The sequence below is a fragment of the Actinoplanes sp. CA-142083 genome (assembly GCF_050942195.1).
In the GTDB taxonomy this organism is placed as follows: domain Bacteria; phylum Actinomycetota; class Actinomycetes; order Mycobacteriales; family Micromonosporaceae; genus Actinoplanes.
In genome coordinates this window covers 3,765,334-3,782,212 of record NZ_CP192076.1, presented here as the reverse complement: position 1 = coordinate 3,782,212, position 16,879 = coordinate 3,765,334, and the positions used below count along the sequence as shown (strand labels likewise).

The 16,879-nt window shown below is 71.5% G+C and carries 15 protein-coding genes; 9 read left to right on the top strand and 6 right to left on the bottom strand.

Annotation, left to right across the window (positions count from 1 at the left end; genetic code table 11):
* Positions 1–6 precede the first annotated feature (6 nt).
* Positions 7–1,422, bottom strand: a complete 1,416-nt coding sequence (locus tag ACQPZX_RS17275) for an RICIN domain-containing protein (protein WP_433381534.1) — start codon at positions 1,420–1,422, stop codon at positions 7–9.
* A gap of 171 nt (positions 1,423–1,593) precedes the next feature.
* Between ACQPZX_RS17275 and ACQPZX_RS17270 the strand changes: the two genes are divergently transcribed.
* From ACQPZX_RS17270 to ACQPZX_RS17260, 3 genes are all read left to right on the top strand, one after another.
* Positions 1,594–2,766: a substrate-binding domain-containing protein gene (locus ACQPZX_RS17270; RefSeq protein ID WP_433381531.1), complete on the top strand. Its 1,173-nt coding sequence runs from the start codon at positions 1,594–1,596 to the stop codon at positions 2,764–2,766.
* 64 nt (positions 2,767–2,830) lie between these two features.
* Positions 2,831–4,252, top strand: a complete 1,422-nt coding sequence (locus tag ACQPZX_RS17265; protein WP_433381528.1) for an RICIN domain-containing protein — start codon at positions 2,831–2,833, stop codon at positions 4,250–4,252.
* A 103-nt stretch (positions 4,253–4,355) separates the two neighbouring features.
* Positions 4,356–4,565 carry a hypothetical protein gene (locus ACQPZX_RS17260; protein ID WP_433381525.1) on the top strand — a complete coding sequence of 70 codons (210 nt, stop codon included), beginning with the start codon at positions 4,356–4,358 and terminating at the stop codon, positions 4,563–4,565.
* Between the two features lie 82 nt (positions 4,566–4,647).
* Here ACQPZX_RS17260 and ACQPZX_RS17255 read toward each other — a convergent pair whose 3' ends face one another.
* The 5 genes from ACQPZX_RS17255 to ACQPZX_RS17235 form a co-directional block, all read right to left on the bottom strand.
* Entirely contained in the window at positions 4,648–5,421 is a 774-nt protein-coding gene (locus ACQPZX_RS17255; protein WP_433381523.1) for a hypothetical protein, read from the bottom strand.
* A 93-nt stretch (positions 5,422–5,514) separates the two neighbouring features.
* The gene (locus tag ACQPZX_RS17250; RefSeq protein WP_433381520.1) at positions 5,515–7,515 is read right to left on the bottom strand and encodes a protein kinase domain-containing protein; all 2,001 of its coding nucleotides are present in this window, start codon (positions 7,513–7,515) and stop codon (positions 5,515–5,517) included.
* Positions 7,516–7,524: 9 nt separating this feature from the next.
* Positions 7,525–9,099 (bottom strand): hypothetical protein, encoded by a 1,575-nt coding sequence (locus tag ACQPZX_RS17245; RefSeq protein ID WP_433381517.1) that lies wholly within the window; start codon positions 9,097–9,099, stop codon positions 7,525–7,527.
* A 108-nt stretch (positions 9,100–9,207) separates the two neighbouring features.
* Entirely contained in the window at positions 9,208–9,885 is a 678-nt protein-coding gene (locus ACQPZX_RS17240; RefSeq protein WP_433381514.1) for an SDR family NAD(P)-dependent oxidoreductase, read from the bottom strand.
* Positions 9,885–11,594, bottom strand: coding sequence for a dihydroxy-acid dehydratase (locus ACQPZX_RS17235; protein ID WP_433381511.1), 1,710 nt, complete (start codon positions 11,592–11,594; stop codon positions 9,885–9,887). The genes ACQPZX_RS17240 and ACQPZX_RS17235 overlap by 1 nt, the downstream gene beginning before the upstream one ends.
* A 133-nt stretch (positions 11,595–11,727) precedes the next feature.
* Here ACQPZX_RS17235 and ACQPZX_RS17230 point away from each other — a divergent pair, with 133 nt between their 5' ends.
* The 6 genes from ACQPZX_RS17230 to ACQPZX_RS17205 all read left to right on the top strand — a co-directional run bounded on the left by ACQPZX_RS17230 (position 11,728) and on the right by ACQPZX_RS17205 (position 16,866).
* Complete coding sequence (locus tag ACQPZX_RS17230) at positions 11,728–12,504, top strand: IclR family transcriptional regulator (protein ID WP_433381508.1); 777 nt, start codon at positions 11,728–11,730, stop codon at positions 12,502–12,504.
* Entirely contained in the window at positions 12,501–13,349 is an 849-nt protein-coding gene (locus ACQPZX_RS17225) for an SMP-30/gluconolactonase/LRE family protein (protein ID WP_433381505.1), read from the top strand. Before ACQPZX_RS17230 ends, ACQPZX_RS17225 begins: the two co-directional genes overlap by 4 nt.
* Positions 13,350–13,387: 38 nt before the next feature.
* On the top strand, positions 13,388–14,239 hold the full coding sequence (locus tag ACQPZX_RS17220) for a fumarylacetoacetate hydrolase family protein (RefSeq protein WP_433385288.1): 852 nt from the start codon (positions 13,388–13,390) through the stop codon (positions 14,237–14,239).
* Positions 14,239–15,249, top strand: a complete 1,011-nt coding sequence (locus ACQPZX_RS17215; RefSeq protein ID WP_433381502.1) for a zinc-dependent alcohol dehydrogenase — start codon at positions 14,239–14,241, stop codon at positions 15,247–15,249. The genes ACQPZX_RS17220 and ACQPZX_RS17215 overlap by 1 nt, the downstream gene beginning before the upstream one ends.
* 25 nt (positions 15,250–15,274) lie before the next feature.
* Positions 15,275–16,024, top strand: coding sequence for an SDR family NAD(P)-dependent oxidoreductase (locus ACQPZX_RS17210; RefSeq protein ID WP_433381499.1), 750 nt, complete (start codon positions 15,275–15,277; stop codon positions 16,022–16,024).
* Between the two features lie 350 nt (positions 16,025–16,374).
* On the top strand, positions 16,375–16,866 hold the full coding sequence (locus ACQPZX_RS17205) for a nucleoside deaminase (protein WP_433381496.1): 492 nt from the start codon (positions 16,375–16,377) through the stop codon (positions 16,864–16,866).
* The last annotated feature ends 13 nt before the right edge of the window (positions 16,867–16,879 follow it).

The window sequence follows — 16,879 nt, the reverse complement described above, 5'->3', positions numbered from 1 at the left end:
CACTATCTACGACTGGGTCCGGCTCCACTGCTGATTATTTCCGCCGTTGCAGGCGTACTGCTGGATGTCGGCGCCGTCGGCGGTGTTGGAGTTGACCACGTCCAAGCATTTACCGCTGTGCCTGGCCTTGAGGTTGAAGTAGCTGCCGGTCGCCGCCCATTGCCACTGCTGGTTGGTGCCGCTGCCGCAGGTGTACTGAATGATGTTGGCGCCGTCGGCGGTCGACGACGAGGAGACGTCGAGGCATTTGCCGCTGTTCTGGTTGACGATGCGGAAGTAGCCGCTGCCCGCGTCCTGGAACTCCCATTTCTGGTTGCCGCCGCCGTTCCACGCGTACTGCTTGATCTCGACGTTGTTGGCCGTGGAGGCGCTCACCGCGTCCATCACCTTGCCGCTGTTGCGGTTGGTGACGCGGTAGTAGGTGGCGGCGTTCCCGGTGATGCTCCCGGTCGCGGCGTCGATCGTGATGCTCGGATACCACGACAGGCTCATGGTGGTGGCCGAGGGGAAATTCAAGGGCAGCCAGACGTACGAGGAATCGTTGACCGGCCCGCCCCACGCGCCGGCCCAGCGGTCGCCCATGTAGAGGTAGCTCGTCGTCGACGAGCCCTGGACCGGCAGGACGTACGTGGGCTGCGAGCTGTACGTGGTCGAGTTCCCCACGTTGGTCCAGCCGGTCCACGGGCCGGAGATGCTCGACGCGGTGGCGTACTGCGCCTGGTTCGGGTTCCAGCCGGTCGCCGCCGAGGTGAGCATGAAGTACGTGCTGCCCCGCTTGAACAGGGCCGGCGCCTCGCGGTGCGCGTCGTTCCAGAAGTTGCCGACCACACTCGCGATGCCGCGGTAGTCGGCGGTGAGACGGTAGATCATCAGGTCGTAGTTCTCGTCGGCCGCCGAGATCATGTAGGCGGTTCCGTTGTCGTTGTAGAGCGTGATGTCCCGCGACATGTAGGTGCCTTGCGGCCGGAAACTTCCCTGATACGTGTACGCGCCGTCGACCGTGGACGAATAAGCGACGGCCGCTCTCGCCTCGCCGTAGTCGGTGCCGTTCTCCTTGTGCATCCACATCACGTACTGACCGGTCGACGAGTTGTAGATGACCTTGGGACGCTCGATGTTGGCGCCGTTCAGCTCGGCCGCCGACGAGGACGTGAGCACGTTGTTCCGGAACTCCCACGTCCGCAGATCGGTCGATCGGTAGACGGAGACCGCCTTGAACGTGTTGTTGGCGTTCCGGTTCTCGCCGAACCAGTAGTAATAGGAGCCGACCTTGAGCACTCCCCCGCCGTGCGCCTGCACCACCGCGCCGGACGTGTCGGTGAACTGCGTGCCGTTGACCACCGTGACGGCGGCCGCGGCGGCCGGCGTGGCGACCAGCGCGACGAGGGCCATGACGAGCGCGACGACTCCTACCTTTCGCATAGCCCGTTGGTAATCCAGCGCGACCGGCGACGCCACGAAACGACCCGACTCGTCCACGAACGAAACCGTCCGAACATCGTTGACGCTCGATATCGTGACGCACTACGTTAACCATCACGAAACAATCACGGCGCTCCCCCCGCCGCTCCTTCCGCCGGACGGGAGTGCGTGGTGACCCTCTTCCAGGTGCAACGGCACGAGCGGCTGCTGACCGAGTTGCACGCGCACGGCGCCGTCCGCGTCCGGGAGCTCGCCCGCGATCTCGGCGTCAGCGAGCTGACCATCCGGCGTGACATCGCCGCCCTGGCCGCCCGCAACCTCGTCAACCGGGTGCACGGCGGCGCCACCCTGCCCAGCCGCTCCCGGCCGGCCGGACGGCCGCGCTCGCTCGCCACCTCGGGCTTCACGATCGGGATGGTGGTGCCGTCGCTCGACTTCTACTGGCCGCCGGTGATCGCCGGGGCGCGGGCCGCGGCCGCCGCGCTCGGGGTGACCCTGCAGCTGCGCGGCTCCAGCTACGAGCCCGACGAGGACCGGCGCCAGATCAGCCGGCTGGTCGAGGCCGGCGAGGTGCGCGGCCTGCTGCTGGCGCCCAGTCTCGGCGACGACGCGATGATCGACTGGATCGGCGGCCTGCCGGTCCCGTCGGTGCTCGTCGAGCGCCAGCCCCGGCGCCGCCACCGCACCGACTGGGTACGCAGCGATCACGGGCTGGGCCTCGAGCTCGCCGTCCAGCACCTGCGCGAGCACGGCCACCGCCGGATCGGGTTGCTGCTGTCGCGGGGCAGCCCCACGTCGGCCTGCCTGCGCCACCCCGACCTGCTCCCACCGGCCCCACTCAACGACACGCCGCCCTTGCCGCCGGCGACGCCACTCCACCACACCCCGCCCGTCCCGCTGCTGCCGCCGCCGCTCGATGACATCCCGCGTCGGAGCGCGCCGGGCCGGCTTCTTCCCGACGCACCCGTCCTTCTCCCACCGGTGCTGCTCGATGACCCGCCGCATCGGATGGTGCGGGACGCGGTGGCCGATTGCCGGCGACAGGGGGCGACCGCGCTGATCGTGCACAGCGACCCGCACGCGATCGCCGTCGCGCAAGCGTGCGCCGACCATGGCTGGCGCATTCCCGAGGACATGGCCCTTATTTCGTACGACGACGAAGTCGCCCACCTCGGCGAGCCACCCCTGACCGCCGTGCGGCCGCCGAAGAACCACGTCGGCCGGCTCGCCGTCGAGCTGATCGTGTCGCGTCTGCTCGACGGGTCGCAGCGGCCGGCCCAGGGCGTGCTGGTCGCGCCGTCCCTCGTCGTACGTCAGTCGTCGCCCTTCCATGTTCGGGTGTGAACGTTTCTGAACTTGTGGCTTCGCTTCGTGGCGTGCACGTCGCCGGGTCCGTTACGCCATCCCCATGAAGAAAGCTCTGCCTCTCCTGGCGCTCGCGGCCGCGTTGCTGGTCGTTCCCTCCACCCCGGCGGCCGCCGCCACCAACGGCTTCCGCGGCGTGAACTGGGCCGACCAGCGCGACAACTTCGTCGACGACACCCTGGTGCTCGGCGGGCTGAGCACCGGCGACAGCTACGCCACCACGCAGGCCAAGGCGAACGGGATCCTCACCGGCTTCCAGAACAACCTGGGCGCCAACACGGTGCGAATGCCGGTTAACTACCCGACCGTCTCCGGGTCGTACTGGAACTCGTACACCGGCGCGATCGACGCGGCGACCGCCAAGGGCATGAAGGTGATCCTCAGCTACTGGGAGGCGGCCAGCTCGCGGAACGGCTCGGTGGACAACCTGACCCAGTTCTGGTCGATGTGGCAAACCATCGTTAACAAGTACGCCGGCAACGCCAACGTCTACTTCGAGCCGATGAACGAGCCGTACGCGTACAGCGACGCCGACTGGAAGAACCTGGCGGCACAGTGGCTGGCGAACTACTCGTCGGTGCCGCGCGGCCGGGTGATCATCTCGGGCGCCGGGTACAACCAGCGGCTCACCACGATCGGCTCTGACAGCCGCTTCGACGGGACCCTGATCTCGCGGCACACCTACCAGTTCTTCGACTCCAGCCGCACGACGGAGGACTCCTGGCGCGAATCCCTGCGAACGAGCGTCGGCTCGTACGCGTCAAGAGTCTTGATCACGGAATTCGGCGCGCCGATGACCGACGGGCGCAACTACAACGTCACTTCCACCAGCGACAGTTTCGTGGCCTTCATCCGCGGGACGGCCGCCGAGGCCCGCTCGCTCGGGCTCGGCACCGTGTACTGGCCGGGCGTGCGGATCGCCGACCCCTACCGGCTGCAGGAGATCGGCGGCAGCGGCACCAGCCTCACCCTGTCGACCACCAACGCGTCCGGGCGCGACCAGCTGCGCTACTCGTGGGGCCTGGACGGCGGCGGGAACGTGGCGCTCACCCATTACCGGGTGACCAACCGCAACAGCGGCAAGGTGATGGACCTGGTCAGCGCCTCGCTCTCGGACAACGCCGAGATCAAGCAGTACGCCTGGAACAGCGGGCTCAACCAGCGATGGGCCTTCGAGGACCTGGGCAACGGGTACGTGCGAGTGGTCAACCAGAACAGCGGCAAATGCCTCGACGTGGCGTCGGCGTCCACCGCGGACGGCGCCAACATCATCCAGTACTCGTGCGGCAGCGGCACCAACCAGCAGTGGCAGTGGGCGGCCACGGGAAGCTACTTCAACCTGAAGGCCCGCCACAGCGGCAAATGCCTCGACGTGACCGGCGCGTCCACGGCCGACGGCGGCGACATCGAGCAGTACAGCTGCAACGGCGGCACCAACCAGCAGTGGACCCGCACCGCGTCGTGACGTGATCGCCCCGGACCGGGTCGACGGTGAGCTCCGGTTCCGGGTCGACGCCCACGCAGGCTTCATCCTGGCCTGGCCGCCGCTCGGCGGGCCACCATGAGGCATGAGCGACGGTGGACCGACATATGTGGTGCTGCGCGAGGTCGGCGACGGGACATGGCAGGTCGTGGGCGAGGTGGCGCGGCGGCCGGGCATGCCGGCTCGCCGCGGCCGGGCCAAGGCGGTCGAGGACGCGCTGGGACACCCGCCGGCCGAGGGATCCCGCTACGCGGTGGTGCCGCGCAGCGAGTGGCGCGTGGCCCTCGACTGGTGACGGCGTCGCGGCGCGGCTTCCCCGGGCGGTGACGGCGTGCGCGCCGCCGCCCCTTCCCGGAGGCGCGGACGGCGGAACGGGGTCAGACGGGGATCAGGCGGGCGGCGAAAGCGACCGTGCGGACGTCGCCGCCGCGGAGCTTTCTCGCCGTCGGGTGCTCGCCGAGGCTCTCCAGGCGGGACGCGGTGGTCTCCACCAGCTGGGGCTCGCCCTTGATCAGGCGGCGGGCCATGCGGGCCTGGGTGGGGCTCAGCTCGGCGAACGCGCACTCCTGCAACGCGGTGATCGTGTCGTGGTCGAGGGTGCCGGCCAGGACCCGCTCGGTGACGATCTCCTGCAGCCACGAGGGCCACCAGCTGTAGCGGCCCAGGATCAGGCTCGAGCGGACGGCGGTCGCCGGGGTGTGGCCGGCGTTGAGCAGGCGCGCGGCCAGCTCGGCGCCGAACGGCTCGAGGTGCAGGGCGGCGATGAACGCCCGGACCAGCGGCCTCGAGCCGACCAGCGGCTCGGCCTCGGCGGCGGCCCGCGCCCAGTTGCCCCGGAGCAGCCGGCAGAGGGCGTACGCGGCCTGGGTGCCCTCACTCCCGGAGCGCTCGTTGATCCGCTCGACCGTGCCCGTCAGTCTCTCGGCCGCCGTAGCGGCGATCTCGGCCCGCTCGGCGCTGTCCGGCCGGTTCAGGTGACGCAGCACCTTCTCCGTGGCGATCTCTCCTTCACGGCGCAGCAGCAGCGAAGGGATGCCGGGGAGGATGGCGTCGCCGAGCGCCTCGGTCACCGACGCGGCGTCGAACCTCTCACAGTTCTGCTCGAACTCGGCCCACCACGATTCGGGGTGGGTCCCGGTGGTCGTGCTCACGTGTATCCCCCTGGCTTCGACGGCATCTCGACCATCGCATCGGCCGCCGGGAGAAACGGACTTAGTGCAACTTTGCCGGACCGAACGTGCAACCTACCCGCAATGCTCGAACGGGCTGTCGTAGGCGGCATCGCCGATCGACCCACCCCACTTGACGCAGGTCTTGTTGGCCGCGGCGCGCACGGGCCCGGCGTAGTACTCGAAGTTGCCGGTGTCGCTCACCCGGTCGGCGCCCTGCACCTCGAGATAGGCGGAGGCGGCCGAGGCCGTGCCCACGTCGGTGGCCTTGAGGGTGACGGTGCAGTTCTTGCCGGTCGACTCGTTGTAGAGCAGGTAGACCTTGCCGAGCACGGTGCCGTCGCCGGCTTTGAGCGCGGCCTGGTCGATCACCGAGAAGGCGCTGCCACAGACCGCCTTGGGGGTGTGCGGATTGGTGGCGCCGACAGTCGGCCCGGTCGCCGTGGGATCGGCCGCCTCGGTCGGGTCGGTGGTGGGGCCTTCGGTGGGGTCTTCCGCCACGGGGGCGGTCGTGGCCGGTCGCGAGCGGGGCGGCTTCTTGGAACCCTGCTTGGTGGCGGTCGTCGCGGGATTGCCCTTGGGGTTGGCGTCCGGGTCGGCCAGGCCGAGGTCGGGTCCCTGGTTGGTTGAGGTGTTGGCCTCGCCCTTGCCCGGGCCCAGTGCGACCACGGTGCCGATGCCGATGGCGGCCACGAGGACACCGGCAGCGATCGCGGCCACGGTGGCGTTGCGGCGGCGCTTGCCATCCGATTTGCCGGGATTCCCGCCACCGAACCCGCCGCCACCGCCGCCGGTCGCGCCGCCGCCGAACCCTGCGCTGGGCGCGCTGCCTGCGGCTTGAGCAACGCCGGTGGGATAGGCCGCGCCCGCCGCCGCACCGAAGCCGGCGGGCGGAACGGCGGCGGATCCTGGGGTGAAGCCTCCCGGCGAGACCGAGGCCGACCCCGGTGGGAATCCGCCCGGCGAGATCGACGCCGACCCTGGTGTGAATCCGCCCGGCGAGACCGACGCCGACCCTGGTGGGAATCCGCCCGGCGAGAACGACGCCGAACCGGGCGTGAAGCCGCCGGGCGGCAGCGCGGCGGAGCCGGCCGCGGGCGACGGCTGCTGCCAAGATGCCGCCGCGCGCTGGGGAGCGGCCGGGCCCCTCGCGCCGAAGCCGGCGGCCGGGGCGGCGAAGCCGGCGGCCGGGGCGGCGAAGCCAGCGCCCGGGGCCGCGAAGCCGGCGCCCCGTGCTGGGGACTGGGTGACGTGCGGGACGGCTCGGGCGGCGGTCGCGAACGCGGCGGCGGAGGGGTAGCGGTGGGCCGGGTCTTTGGCGAGCGCGCGCATCACGACGGCGGCCGCCTGCGGCGGCACCTCCACCGGGAGGGTGGGTGGCTCGGCGGTGACGAGCTGCGCGAGCACCTGCAGGGGATGATCCCCGACGTACGGCGGGCGGCCCGCCAGGCAGCAGTAGGCGACCGCGCCGAGCGCGTACACGTCGGTGGCGCCGTCGAGGGGTTTGCCCTCGGCCTGCTCGGGCGCCATGTAGTGCGCCGAGCCCAGGACGACGTTGGTGCTGGTCAGCCCCTCGACGCCGGCCGACCTGGCGACGCCGAAGTCGACGAGGACGATGGCCCCGCCGGGGCGTACGAGAAGGTTGCTGGGTTTGACGTCGCGGTGGACGATGCCGGCGTCGTGCGCTACCTGGAGGGCGTCGGCGACCTGGCCCACGATCGTCATGGTCTCGGCGACCGGGAGCCGGCCCGCGGCCTCGATCCTCTTCGAGAGCGGGGTGCCGTCGATGTACTCCATGACCAGGTAGTCGAGGCGGCGGCCGTCGACGCTCGCGTTCTCGCCGTAGTCGTAGACCTGCACGATCCCCGGGTGCCGCAGCGCCGCCATGACGCGGGCCTCCCGCCGGAACCGGGCGATGAACTCCCCGTCGGCCATCAGCGTCGGCAGCAGCACCTTGACCGCCACCCCGCGGTGCAGCAGCAGGTCGACGCCGCGCCAGACCTCGCCCATGCCGCCGGCCGCGATCCGTTCGGTGAGCCTGTAACGGTCGCTGAGCACGACTCCCGGGGTTAGCACCCGATCATGCTACTGGTCGGGGTCGATCAGCCTCCGGGCCAGACGCTCGGCGTTCAAGGCATGGACGCCCTGATCGACGGCCGCCCGATCGTCGAGATCGACCCCCCGCCCGGCCAGCTCGGCGGCGATCGCCTTGGCCGGTCCCCAGCCACTCTCGTCGTCGAAGGCCTCGGCAAACTCGTCCAGATATTCGTCGACGGCGGCCACCACGGGCTCGATCCACCGCTCCGCGACACCCCGCCGCCCCAGCGCGAAGCGCACCCATCGGCGCAACGTCTCGGGCAGGGCCGCACGCTGCCCGGCATCGAGGACCACCTTGCGCGGCAGCCAGTCGGTGAGGAACAGCGCGACCGCCATCGGGCTCCAGCCCAGCGGGTGGTCGTGCAGATAGCCGTCCCCGTAATCAAGAAACAGATCAGCCAGCGAGGCAGCAACGTCGTCGCCAGGCTCGCCGCCCGCACCGGCCCCGGCAGCGTCACCGTCGCCGCTCGCCGCGTCGCCACCCGTCGCGTCGCCACCCGCCGCGTCGCCGCTCGCCGCGTGAGCGGTCACCTGGTCGGCGCTCGCCGCGTCGCCGCTCGCCGCGTCGCCGCTCGCCGCGTGAGCGGTCACCTGGTCGGCGCTCGCCGCGTCGGCGGGCGCGGAGCCGGCGCTCGCCGCGTGAGCGGTCACCTGGTCGGCGCTCGCCGCGTCGGCGGGCGCGGGGCCGGCGCTCGCCGCGTGAGCGGTCACCTGGTCGGCGCTCGCCGCGTCGGCGGGCGCGGAGCCGGCGGGCGCCGCGTCGGCGGGCGCGGGGCCGGCAGGCGCCGGGTCGGCGGTTGACGCGTTGGCGGCCAGGAACGCGGTGATCAGGGACTGGCGCTCCGCGGCGGGCAGCGGCTCGAAGTCGCGCCAGTCGGGCAGGTGCGGCGCGCATCGGGCCCAGGCCAGCGCCCGCGAATCGATGTAGTCGTCCTCGTCGGGGCGTGGCCACAGCATGTCGGTGGCGCGCAGCGCGTCGGCCAGCTCGGCGAGCACGTCGTCGGCCGTGGCCTCGGTCAGCGGCATCGGCGGCCGGTCGGGCCCGACCGCCTCCTCCCATGAGGCGGCCGCGCCGGCCCGGAGGACGTCCAGGTAGCTGATCATCGTGCCGGACGTCGTGAGGATCTGGGCCATCAGCGTGTGCGTCGCCTCCGCGTCGCCGGACGCCGTGAACTCGACGAACAACACCCGCTCGCTGTCCCAGACGTCGACGGCCCGCCACGCGCGCACGGCCTCGAAGCTGGGCGTGTCATGCCAAGCCGGCAGCGGCTGCGACTCGGCCAGCAGCTCGATCGCCTCGTCGAGCAACCGGTGCTCGCTCTCGCGCGCGACCCGCCGCAGAGCGACCACGGCGGCCAGCGCGTCGACGGTCCGCCAGCTCACGGCCCGGGCGGCGACTTCCAGGCACAGCTGGTGCTCGGGCTCGCGTTCGCCGATGGCGGCGTCCCGCCATGCCCGTCCCAGCCATCCGGAAGCCCACAGCTCGGCGCCGAGCACGCTGGGCTCGGCGTGGAGTCCGAGCGCGTCCGGCAGCAGGCGATCGGAGAGCCGCAGGTGCCGCACGACTCGGCCGGGTCTGGACTTGTGACGCCCACGTCCCGCCGGGCGGCCACGACTCTTAGGACTCACCGGCACACCACACCACAAATCGCCGGGCGGGTCCATCGCCCGTCAATAGGTCGCCCTCCCTCCGCTGATGTCGTACACGGCGCCGGTCGAGAACGTCACCCGGTCGGAGCAGAGCCAGGCGATCAGCTCGGCCACCTCCGAGGCCCGGCCGACGCGGCGCATCGGGATGAGGCTGGTGATGTGGGCGAGCGCCTCGGGACCGGTGTCGGCGTTCATCGGGGTCTCGATCACGGCCGGCGCGATCGCGTTGGCGAGCACACCGGTCGTGGCCAGCTCCTTGCCGAGCGACTTGGTCAGCGCGATGACTGCGGCCTTCGACGCCGAATAGGGCGACATGTTCGGATTGCCGTCCTTGCCGGCCATGCTGGCGATGTTGACGATCCGGCCCCAGCCGCGGGCGATCATGCCGGGGACAAAGGCCTGGCAGGCGTTGAACGTGCCTCGAACGTTGACCGCGAAGGTCCGCTCCCACCCCTCGAGCGGAATCTCCCACAGCGGCGCGTTGGGCCCCACGATGCCGGCCGAGTTGACCAGAATGTCCACCTCACCCGCCGCGGCCGCCACCTCCCGCACGGCGCCGGGGTCGGTGACATCCACGACGAGATCGGCCTCCGGCGAGAGGTCGAGCGTGAGCACCTCGACGCCGTCCGCCCGCAGCCGAGCCGCCGTAGCCGCCCCGATCCCGCTCATCCCGCCGGTGACCACGGCCCTCCGCGTCATCAGTGGGACTCCCGGGAGACGTGCCAGCCGCTGCCGCCGACGAGGAAGTCGAGGTCGGCGCCTGTGTTGGCCTGGCCGACGGTGTCGACGTAGAGCTTTTCCCAACCTCGCGTGGGCGCCGCGTAAGCGCTAACCGCGGCGGAGGCGGGCTCGCGTGCGGCGAGCTCCTCGTCGGGGATGTCGACGTCGAGGCGGCGCTTGGCTACGTCGAGCACGATGATGTCGCCGGTGCGGACCTTCGCTAGAGGGCCGCCGGCGGCGGCCTCGGGGGCGACGTGCAGGACCACCGTGCCGTACGCCGTGCCGCTCATCCGCCCGTCGCAGACCCGCACCATGTCGCGGACGCCGAGGGCCAGCAACTTGGCCGGGAGCGGCATGTTCGACACCTCGGGCATGCCGGGATAGCCCTTGGGCCCGCAGCCGCGCAACACGAGCACCGAGTCGGGTGTGACGTCGAGATCGGGGTCGTCGAGCCGGGTGTGCAGATCCTCGATCGAGTCGAACACCACGGCCGGGCCGCGATGGGAGAGCAGCGCGGGCGTGGCCGCGGCCGGCTTGATCACCGCGCCGTCGGGGGCGAGGTTTCCGTAGAGCACCGCAATGCCCGCCTCGGGCTGCAGCGGCTCCTCCCGCGCGCGGATCACCTCCCGGTCGTAGACCTGGGACTCCTCCAGATAGGACACCAGTGGCCGCCCGGTCACGGTCATCGCGGCGGGATCGAGCAGGTCGCGCACCTCGCGCAGCACGGCATGCAGGCCACCCGCCCGATACAGGTCGTCCATCAGGAAGCGGCCGGCGGGCTGCAGGTCGACCAGCAACGGGACGCCCGAACCGACCCGGTCGAAGTCGTCCTGCGTCAGCTCGACGCCGAGCCGGCCGGCGATGGCGAGCAGGTGCACCACCGCGTTGGTCGACCCGCCGAGCGCCGCGAGGGCGACGATCGCGTTGAGGAACGAGGCCCGGGTCATCACCTGGCTCGGCCGCCGCTCGGCGTCGACCAGCCCGACGGCCAGGACGCCGGTGGCGTGCGCGGCCTCGAGCAGGCGGCTGTCGGGCGCGGGGGTGCCCGCGATGCCGGGCATCGTCATGCCGAGCACCTCGGCGAGCAGGCCCATGGTCGAGGCCGTGCCCATAGTGTTGCAGTGGCCGCGACTGCGGATCATCGACGACTCGGAGCGGACGAACTCGGCCGCGCTCATCGTGCCGGCGCGCACCTCCTCGGAGAGCTGCCACACGCCGGTGCCGCAGCCGAGCGGGACGCCGCGGAACGTGCCGGAGAGCATCGGGCCGCCCGGCACCACCACGGCCGGGATGTCGACCGAGGCGGCGGCCATCAGCAGCGCGGGGATCGTCTTGTCGCAGCCGCCGAGCAGCACCACGCCGTCGATCGGGTTGGCCCGCAGCATCTCCTCGATGGCCATCGCCGCCATGTTGCGCCAGAGCATCGCGGTCGGCTTGACCTGGGTCTCGCCCAGCGACACCACGGGCAGGTTGAGCGCGATGCCGCCGGCCTCGTGGATGCCGTCGGCCACGCTGCGCGACACCTCGTTGAGGTGGGCGTTGCAGGGGGTCAGGTCGGAGGCGGTGTTGGCCATCGCTATGTGCGGACGGCCGTCGAACGCGTCGGCGGGCAGGCCCCGGCGCATCCAGGCGCGGTGGATGTAGCTGTTCCGGTCGTCGCCGCCGTACCACTCCGCGGTGCGTCGCATGGATGGACCTCCCAGATTCCGTTTATCGGAACGGCTGTCGGTCAGTCGAAATGATGCCGACACTTTAGACCCGGCGACCCCGGGTTGGGAAGCCTCTTTCACTTTGCCGGAACCTGGGTCTAACATCCGGAACATGACCGACCTGTCCGAGGAGGAGACGCGCCTGGTGGGCGCCGACCGGGTTCTCGCCGTGCTGGCCGAGCTCGCCCGGCACCCCGAGGGCGTCGGCCTCGAGGACATGGCGCGGGCCATGGCGAGCCCCAAGCCGACCGTGCACCGCGCGCTCGCCGCGCTGCGCCGGGCCGGTTTCGCCGCGCAGGACGGCTGGGGGCGCTATGTGCTGGGCGACGAGTTCCTCCGCCTCGCGTTCGCGCATCACGAGGCCCGCCCCGATCATCTCCGGATCGAGCCGGTCCTGCGGCGTCTTTGCGAGAGGTATGGCGAGACCGTGCACTACGCGGTGCTCGACGGCCGCTCGGTCATCTACCGTTCCAAGATCGACCCGCCGGAGGGCGCTTTCCGGCTCACCTCGGTGGTCGGCGGCCGCAACCCGGCGCACACCACCGCGGTCGGCAAGCTGCTGCTCGCCCATCGGCTGTACACATTCGAAGAGGTGCGCGACTGGATCGGCGACGAGCCGCTGGCCGCGCCGACGAGCAACTCGATCACCACCGCGAGGGAGCTGCACGACGAGCTCGAGCGCACCCGCGACCGCGGCTACGGCCTCGACGACCAGGAGAACGAGCGGCTCATCAGCTGCCTCGCGGTGCCGGCCTATCTCGCCGCCCCGAGCATGCCGAGCGGCGCGATCAGCATCAGCGCCTTCTCCTATCGCACGCCGCTCCAGGTCCTGATCGACGACCTGCAGGCGATCTGGGAGATCACAGCGGCCGGGGGTGCACCGCAATGACCGTCACCTTCACCGCGACCCCGGTGAGCCCCGAGGCGTACACGCTCGGCGAGGGACCCGTCTGGGACCCCGTACGCGAAAGAATCTTGTGGGTCGACATCGTCGCCGGAAAGGTCTTCGCGGCCCGGCTCGACCCCTTCGAGGTGATCGAGACCTGGTCGTTCGACGGCATGGTGGGCGCGGTCGCCGTCTCCGTCGAGGGCGAGCTCATCGTCGCCGAGCGCGACACCCTCACCCGGGTCGACCCGTCCGGGGCGCGGGTTCCGCTCACGCGGGTGCTGGCCGAGCACTGCGGGAGCCGGCTCAACGACGGCGCGGTCGACCCCTTCGGCCGTTTCCTGGTCGGCAGCCTCTCGCTGACCGACGAGACCGGCTCGCGCAACGAGCTGCTCGTGCGCCTGGAGAACGGCATCACCACCGTGCTCGACGGCGACCTGACCCTGTCCAACGGGCTGGCCTGGAGCCCCGACGGGCGCACGCTGTACAGCATCGACTCGGTGCCCGGCATCGTTCACGTGCGCGACTATCCGATCGGCAAGCGACGCGACCTGTTCCGCATCGAGGACGGGCTGCCCGACGGCATGTGCGTCGACCGCGACGGCAATCTGTGGATCGCGATCTGGGGCCGTGGCCGGGTCGAGAAACGCACCCCGGCCGGCGAGCTGCTCGCGGTCGTCGAGACGGGCGCCACCAACACCACCAGCGTCACGTTCGTCGACGACCTCCTCGTGATCACCTCGGCGACCCAAGGCCTCGACACCGTGGGCAGCAGCGACGGCCGCGTCCTCACCGCACGCGTCGACACGGCCGGCCTGCCCACGCCGTACTGGAATCCCGTCCTCTGACCACCCGCCTGAATGACATCGGAGACCTCGTGTATCTCATGCGTGTCGGCGCCCCCGGCGCCGAAAAACCCGTCGTCCGGGTCGACGACACCCACTACGTGGACGTGTCCGACCTCGTCCGCGACTTCGACGAGGCGTTCTTCGGCGGCGACGGCCCCGCGCGGCTGGCCGAGCCGGTCGCCGAGCGGATCGCCGCCGGCGAGACCGAGCCGTTCGGATCGCAGCGGATCGGCTCGCCCATCGCGCGGCCGCACCAGATCCTCTGCATCGGCCTGAACTACCGCGACCACGCCGCCGAGACCGGCCAGGCCGTCCCCGACGAGCCGATCCTGTTCACGAAATCGCCCAACACGCTGATCGGCCCGAACGACGAGATCCGCATCCCGCGCGGCTCGGAGAAGACCGACTGGGAGGTCGAGCTCGGCATCGTCATCGGCCGCCGGACGTCATATCTCGACACCGTCGCGGACGCCGCGGATGCGATCGCCGGATACGTGCTGGTCAACGACGTGAGTGAGCGCGCGTTCCAGATGGAGCGCGGTGGCCAGTGGAGCAAGGGCAAGAGCGCCGAGACGTTCAACCCGGCCGGGCCGTGGCTGGCCACCCCCGACGAGATCCCCGACGTGCTCGACCTGAACATGTGGCTCGACGTCAACGGCGTGCGCCGGCAGACCGGCAACACCAAGACCATGGTCTTCGACCCGCATTTCATCGTGCATCACCTGAGCCAGTTCATGGTGCTCGAGCCGGGCGACCTGATCAACACGGGCACCCCGCCCGGCGTCGGCATGGGCTTCCGGCCCCCGGTGTGGCTGCAGCCCGGCGACGTCGTCGAGCTCGGCATCGACCGGCTCGGCAGCGGCCGGCAGCAGGTCGTGGGGCCGCGCTGATGCGTGCCCTCGTCTTCACCGCGCCCGGCAAGGCCGAGGTGCTCGCGGTAACCGCGCCCGTGGCCGCGGCCGGGCAGGTGGTCGTGGACGTCGAGCGGGTGGGCGTCTGCGGCACCGACATGGAGCTGTTCAGCGGTGAGATGAGCTACTTCGGCAGTGGTGGCTCGACGTATCCGCTGCGGCCCGGCCACGAGTGGTGCGGGGTCGTCTCCGCGGTCGGCGACGGGGTGGACGAGGGCTGGATCGGCCGGCGGGTCACCGGCGACACCATGGTCGGGTGCGGGCACTGCCGGCGCTGCGAGTCGGGGCGGCATTGGGTCTGCGCCGACCGGCACGAGCTCGGCATCACCGACGGGCTGCCCGGGGCGCTGGCCGAACAGGTCGCGGTGCCGGCGGCCTTTCTGCACCGGCTTCCCGGCGCGGTGGGCGCGACGCTCGGCGCGATGGTCGAGCCGGGCGGCAACGCATTGCGCTGCGTCGACGCCGCCGGCGTCGCGGCAAAGGAGCGGCTACTCGTGCTCGGCACCGGGACGATCGGGTTGCTGGTCGCCCTGTTCGCGCGCGCCCGGGGCGTCGAGGTGCACCTGATCGGCAAGACCCCGCACGACCTCGAGCTTCCGCGGTCGATGGGCTTCACCGACGCGTGGACCCGCGACACGCTTCCGGCGGTTCCCTGGGACGGGATCGTCGACGCCTCGACCGGGCACGAGATGCCGGCGCTGGCGCTCGATCTCGTCGAGCCCGGCCGCCGCGTCGTCTACATCGGGCTCTCCGTCCCCCCGAGCCTCATCGACACCCGCGCGTTGGTGCTCAAAGACGTGACGGCGGTGGGCATTCTGGGTGCTTCGGCCGGGCTTGCGGGAGCGATCGACGCGTACGCGAATGGCTCGGTCGACCCCCGGCCGCTGGTCGCCGGGACCGTGAGTCTCGACGAGCTGGCCGGTGTGCTGGCCGGTCACCATCGCCCACCCGGCGCCGGCCCCAAGATCCACGTCGACCCGCGGCTGTGAACACATACTCCTGGAGGCTGAAGCCATGTCCGAATTCGCCGGTCTGAACGCGATCGTCACCGGAGGCGCCTCCGGCATCGGGCTCGCCACCGCGACGCTACTGGCCGCCCGAGGCGCGCGGGTGGCGTGCCTCGACCTCAATCCGTCCGTCGAGGCGCCGCTGCTCGGTTTCAAGGCCGACGTGACCGACGACCCGTCCGTCCGCGAGGCCGTCGCCGCCGCAGCCGAGGCTCTCGGCGGCATCGACATCGTCGTCAACAACGCCGGCATCGGCGCCCAGGGCTCGGTCGAGGACAACGACGACGCCGAGTGGGCGCGCGTCTTCGACGTGAACGTCCAGGGCATGGTCCGCACCAGCCGGGCGGCCCTGCCCCACCTGCGCCGCTCGTCGCACGCCGCAATCGTCAACGTCTCGTCCATCGCCGCCACCGCCGGTCTCCCCCAGCGGGCGCTGTATTCGGCCACCAAGGGCGCCGTGCTCTCGCTGACCCTGGCCATGGCCGCCGACCACCTGCGCGAGGGCATCCGGGTCAACTGCGTCAACCCCGGCACCGCCGACACCCCCTGGGTCGGCCGGCTGCTGGCCAAGGCGCCCGACCCAGCGGCCGAGCGGGCCGCCCTGGAGGCCCGCCAGCCCACCGGCCGGCTGGTGACGGCCGACGAGGTGGCGGCGGCTATCGCGTATCTGGCCGGCCCGCTCGCGTCGGCGACGACCGGAACGTCGCTGGCCGTCGACGGCGGCATGCAGGGGTTGCGCCTCCGCCCGCAGAAGTAGCCGACGCGATCCCGTCGGGCCACCGCCTGACGTGCGCCGCGCTACCAGGAGTGGAAGCGGACGCGTCGGCGGCATTGGTGGCCGGGCCGGGCCGGCAGGGCCAGGCCGCGTGCAGGGGCGGGATTCCGGCCCGGAGAGGACCGGCGGGCCGTCCACATCGGACAGAGCGGGGCTCGCCCGTGGTCCACTTCGGAGTGTTTTGAGGGCTACAGCAGGTCTCCGAATGGTCCCGGACGGCGTGCCCGGCTCGGCGTGCGCTCCGTGGGTCGTGGCGTGCGCCCTGTCCGGCCGGATGACTGCGCGGAGGCGCACCTCCACCGTAGAGTGATCGGCGCGGAGGGGGACTGCGAATGACTCTGGTGACGTCGGGGCGCATCTCGGCGGTCGACCGGCACTGGCTCGAGCGGGCCGTGTCGCTGGCCTGGGAGGCGCGGGAGCGTGGTGACCACCCGTTCGGCGCGTTGCTGGTGACCGGCGGCGGCAGCGTCCTGGAGGCGCGCAACAGCGTGGTCACCGGCGCCGACCCGACTGGGCACGCCGAGACCAACCTGGTGCGGGTGGCCGGCAAGCTCGACCGGTCGACCCTGTCCGGCAGCGCGCTGTACACGAGCACCGAGCCGTGCGCGATGTGCGCGGGGGCGATCTACTGGTCGGGCATCGGCCGGGTGGTCTTCGCGCTTTCCGAGGAGGGCCTGGCCGGCATGGTCGAAGAAGAGGAGGGCGTGCCGCCGCTGCGGCTGCCCAGCCGTGAGGTCTTCGCCCGTGGCGGGCGCTCGATCGTGGTCGACGGGCCGGTCGGGCTGATCAGCGCGACCGCCGTCCACGAGGGCTTCTGGGGCTAACCGCCGGGGTAGA

What these genes read in the sequence shown, in the direction of transcription:
- ACQPZX_RS17265 (WP_433381528.1), top strand. Translation starts at nt 2,831, where the DNA reads ATGAAGAAAGCTCTGCCTCTCCTGGCGCTCGCGGCCGCGTTGCTGGTC.
- ACQPZX_RS17215 (WP_433381502.1), top strand. Translation starts at nt 14,239, where the DNA reads ATGCGTGCCCTCGTCTTCACCGCGCCCGGCAAGGCCGAGGTGCTCGCG.
- ACQPZX_RS17235 (WP_433381511.1), bottom strand. Translation starts at nt 11,594, where the DNA reads ATGCGACGCACCGCGGAGTGGTACGGCGGCGACGACCGGAACAGCTAC.
- ACQPZX_RS17205 (WP_433381496.1), top strand. Translation starts at nt 16,375, where the DNA reads ATGACTCTGGTGACGTCGGGGCGCATCTCGGCGGTCGACCGGCACTGG.
- ACQPZX_RS17225 (WP_433381505.1), top strand. Translation starts at nt 12,501, where the DNA reads ATGACCGTCACCTTCACCGCGACCCCGGTGAGCCCCGAGGCGTACACG.
- ACQPZX_RS17230 (WP_433381508.1), top strand. Translation starts at nt 11,728, where the DNA reads ATGACCGACCTGTCCGAGGAGGAGACGCGCCTGGTGGGCGCCGACCGG.
- ACQPZX_RS17275 (WP_433381534.1), bottom strand. Translation starts at nt 1,422, where the DNA reads ATGCGAAAGGTAGGAGTCGTCGCGCTCGTCATGGCCCTCGTCGCGCTG.
- ACQPZX_RS17210 (WP_433381499.1), top strand. Translation starts at nt 15,275, where the DNA reads ATGTCCGAATTCGCCGGTCTGAACGCGATCGTCACCGGAGGCGCCTCC.
- ACQPZX_RS17260 (WP_433381525.1), top strand. Translation starts at nt 4,356, where the DNA reads ATGAGCGACGGTGGACCGACATATGTGGTGCTGCGCGAGGTCGGCGAC.
- ACQPZX_RS17240 (WP_433381514.1), bottom strand. Translation starts at nt 9,885, where the DNA reads ATGACGCGGAGGGCCGTGGTCACCGGCGGGATGAGCGGGATCGGGGCG.
- ACQPZX_RS17220 (WP_433385288.1), top strand. Translation starts at nt 13,388, where the DNA reads ATGCGTGTCGGCGCCCCCGGCGCCGAAAAACCCGTCGTCCGGGTCGAC.